This is a genomic window from Mycoplasma leonicaptivi ATCC 49890, from assembly GCF_000622205.1.
Classification (GTDB): domain Bacteria; phylum Bacillota_I; class Bacilli_A; order Mycoplasmatales; family Metamycoplasmataceae; genus Mycoplasmopsis; species Mycoplasmopsis leonicaptivi.
Genome location: NZ_JHWE01000059.1, coordinates 1 through 3,824 on the forward strand (window position 1 = coordinate 1; position 3,824 = coordinate 3,824).

Sequence of the window (3,824 nt, forward strand, 5' to 3'; positions counted from 1 at the left end):
TTTAACTGGTTTAACAATACTTGCATCAATTCTATTTGCTCAAATTTCAAGTTGGTTTACTGCACCAGCTCTAAATGTATCACCGGCAGCGATTAATACTTTTTTACCTTGTGAAATAAATTTATTAGCAACTTTTGCTATTGAAGTAGTTTTTCCTGAACCATTAACACCAACAAAAACAAAAATATTTAATCTTCCTTGTTCAAAATTTAAAGTCGTATCAGTAATTTTGTTACTTGTATATATGATAAACATTTGATCTGAAATAATTTCACCAATCAATTTAGGATCATCGATATTATTGATTTTAACTTCTTTTTTAACTCTTTCAATGATAACTTCAACAAGTTTCATATTAATATCAGACATGATTAAAATTTCTTCTAATTCTTCAAAATACTCTTCATCAATTTTTACATATTTATTTTGTAATTCTAGTAATTTTTTACCAAAATCTGAACTACTTTGCAGACCCTTTTCATACTTTTGAAATTTTTCTGTTTTGATAATTTCTTGTTCTTTTTCTTGTTTTAATTCAAGTTTTAATTCTTCAATATTTTTCTCTTCTTTTTTGAAAACTTTATTAACTAACTTCTTAAAAAAATTCATATTTATATTTTACTTTAAAAAAGAATTTTTAGATATAAAAACGTAAAATAAAAACATAAATTTTAATAAATTTATGTTTTAAAATTAGTGTTCTTTGGCAAGATAATATAAACCAATTAAAGCAGAATCATCACCTAAATTATCAAAATATAAATGAATATTATTAAAGTGATTAAAATCAGAAATTTCTTTGGCTTTTTCAAATGCTTGTTTAACGAATTCTTTTTGAGCTAAACCTAATGAACCACCAATAAAAAAATTGTGTGGTGCTAAAATACCTGCTGATGTAGCAAAAACATTAGTTAAAGCTTCTTGTGCTTGTTTGACAATCTCTTGTGCCTTTAAATCTCCTAAATTGGCTTTTTCAAATACTTCTTTTGCATTGTTTGCAACCTTTAAAAACTTTGCTTTTGTTTCAATTCCACTACCAGAACAATGCAATTCAAGAGCATATTGATTTTTTAAACGATGTTCTCCATCAAAACCACTTTTTGATAATGGTATTTGCGCTATTTCTTGTGCATAGTAATTATTACCGTGATATATTTGATCATTAATAATTAAACCTGCTCCAAAACCAGTACTTATTGTAAAAAATTGACTAATCGAATCTTTTGATTGTTTAAAATTTTTGTGATTCGCAAGTGCCATTGCATTAGCATCATTTTCAAAAATTATATGTTTAATTTTTGTTTTATCTAATAAAAATGATTTTAAGTCAAAATTTACTCATGAACCACCTAAATTCGGGCTTTTTAAAATAATTCCATTTTTATAATCACTTGGACCAGGTATACATAAAGCAAGATATTCTATATTATGTTTTAATATTTGATCCTTAATTCATTGAGAAGTTTTGTGTGCATCTAAATAATCTGTTTGTGTTTTTTCTTTTAAAATAATTTGACCTAATTCATTAAATAAAGCAAATCTTGTGTTAGTTCCACCAACATCAATTGTTGCATATTTATTTTGTTTTGTTTTATTCATAGTAATATTTTATTATCTTTTATACTTTTTAAAAATGAAGTTTTAAAAATTTTGAAACCCAGAGATAATATCTCCTGAATTTAAGATAATAAATCTTATTTATAGTTTTATTAATCTGAATTTTTATTTTCTGGTTTAAAATATTTTAATTCTTTTAAAATACTATTTTTAATATAATTTTCTTTCTTTTTTATTTTTTGAATAAATTCAAAATCTTTATTATCATATTTATAAATTAGCATACAAAAATCTTTAAGTGATTTTAAAGCAATAATTAAATTATAATTTACTCAATAATATTTAAGTAAAATTTGATTTTCTAAAAATCAATTTAAACTTTTTATAAAATCGTTACATTGATTTACAAAATCATTTTTAAAGTATTTTTTGTTATATCATTTATTAATGTTTTCTTTTGGGCGTTCTTTTATAAAAGCTGTTATGCTAAAAGCATTTAATCCATAAATATATGATTTAAATTTTTTTATAAATTCAATTTCTTTTTTAAAAACAGATTTTTTAAAATTTTTATCATATGATGAATCAGAACACCACAAAATTTTATATTGAATGTCTTCAATTCTTATTTTTTTCAAAATTAATAAAGATGTGATTTTAGCATATAATTGTGTTTCTTGCTTTTGATTATTAAAAACTTGTTTTCAATTATTTAGTGCTAATTTATTATCATTTATAATTGAATCATAATTAATTAAAGATAAATACTCATTAAGTCTTTTTTTATGAGAGTTAAATCTTTTTTCAAAACTTGTTGTTGTTTTTCCTACATAAAATCAATTATCTATAATAATACAATAAACACCATTCTTAAATTATTTGTAGTATTAAAATTAGGATAATTTAAAATTTTTTGTAAATTTAATTGTGAAATTGGTAGTCAATATTCTTTATTTTTTTGAATTTTATTTATTTTTCTTTTTTTACTTTTTAATTTTAGAAAAATAAAAATAAATATAAAAATTCATATCACTGCACTTAGTGTTATATATATAAATGTTTTATTCATATATATATATATATATTAATTTATAATTTTTCAAAAAATATATTTGTATTATTTTATAAGATTTTATATAGTTTTTTTTAAAAGAATTTAAACTGAATATTCAACTATTGTATCTTTAAAAATGGAAATATAACAATTTTTTTCTTAAAGAATATTACCCTATTATTTTTTGCAAATATTCTTAAAAAACTAAAATTTTTAATTAAAAACAATTATGTTAAACATAATTGTTTTGAAATTATAATCCTAATTCTTCATCGGTTGGGATATCTAAGTTTGAACCAACGTATTGGAAAATTTCAGGACTTTGTTTTAAATATTTACCATCAAGAATTCTTCTAACACTTTGAACTGTATCTTGTAAAGAAACATATTGTCCAGGATTTTTTGTAAAGTGTTCTGTCATAAAGAAGTTTTGTGTAAAGAAGTTTTCAAGTTGTAATGCTTTTCTAACAGTGTTTTTGCTTTCTGTATCAAGTTCATCAAAACCAAGAATAAGAATAACATCTTCAAGGTCTTTATATGCTTTAAGAACTCTTTTTGCTTCGATAACTGCTTCAAAGTGTTCTTTACCAAGTAATTCAACATTAACTGAGTTTGATTGTGAAGCAAGAGGATCAAAAGCAGGGAAGATGTTTTTAGCTGTTTGAGCACGAGAAAGAACTAAACTTCCATCAAGGTGGTTAAACACAGCTACAGCAGAAGCATCTGATAAATCATCCATTGGTAAAAACATTGTTTGGAATGAAGTAATTGAACCGTTTTGGTTTTTGTATAATCTGTTTTGAATACTTGCAACATCACTTTCAAGTGTTGATTGGTATCCACCAACAGAAGGTCTTTTACCTAAAGTAGCACTTGTTTCGTTTTCTGCTTGTAAAAAACGGTAAATGTTATCAATAAATAATAAAACATCTTGTTTTTCTTGGTCTCTTAAATATTCAGCGGCTGTAACACCAATTGGAACAATAGACATACGAGCACCAGGTGATTCGTTCATCTTAGAAATATACATAGAAGTTTTTGACATCAAGTCTGAATCTTGAAGTTCGTTATATAACTCAATTGCTTCTCTTGAACGTTCCCCTGAACCTATGAAAATATTTGAAGTATTTTCGCTTTTTTTGTTAACATTAAAAATAATTTCTTTCATTAAAACAGTTTTACCAACTCCAGCACCACCAAAGATACCGATTTT

4 protein-coding genes are annotated in these 3,824 nt (G+C 23.4%); all 4 read right to left on the reverse strand.

What is annotated here, in order from left to right; translation table 4 throughout:
- The coding region (locus tag BU00_RS0103320; RefSeq protein WP_027121467.1) for a signal recognition particle receptor subunit alpha at positions 1–609 on the reverse strand (609 nt) is incomplete at its 3' end.
- 84 nt (positions 610–693) lie between these two features.
- Positions 694–1,599 carry an ROK family protein gene (locus BU00_RS0103325; RefSeq protein ID WP_027121468.1) on the reverse strand — a complete coding sequence of 302 codons (906 nt, stop codon included), beginning with the start codon at positions 1,597–1,599 and terminating at the stop codon, positions 694–696.
- Positions 1,600–1,709: 110 nt separating this feature from the next.
- A complete protein-coding gene (locus tag BU00_RS0103330; protein ID WP_027121469.1) occupies positions 1,710–2,195 on the reverse strand; it encodes a hypothetical protein in 486 nt (161 codons plus the stop codon).
- A 669-nt stretch (positions 2,196–2,864) separates the two neighbouring features.
- A partial coding sequence (locus BU00_RS0103340; protein WP_027121471.1) for an MSC_0618 family F1-like ATPase beta subunit occupies positions 2,865–3,824 on the reverse strand: 960 nt, incomplete at its 5' end.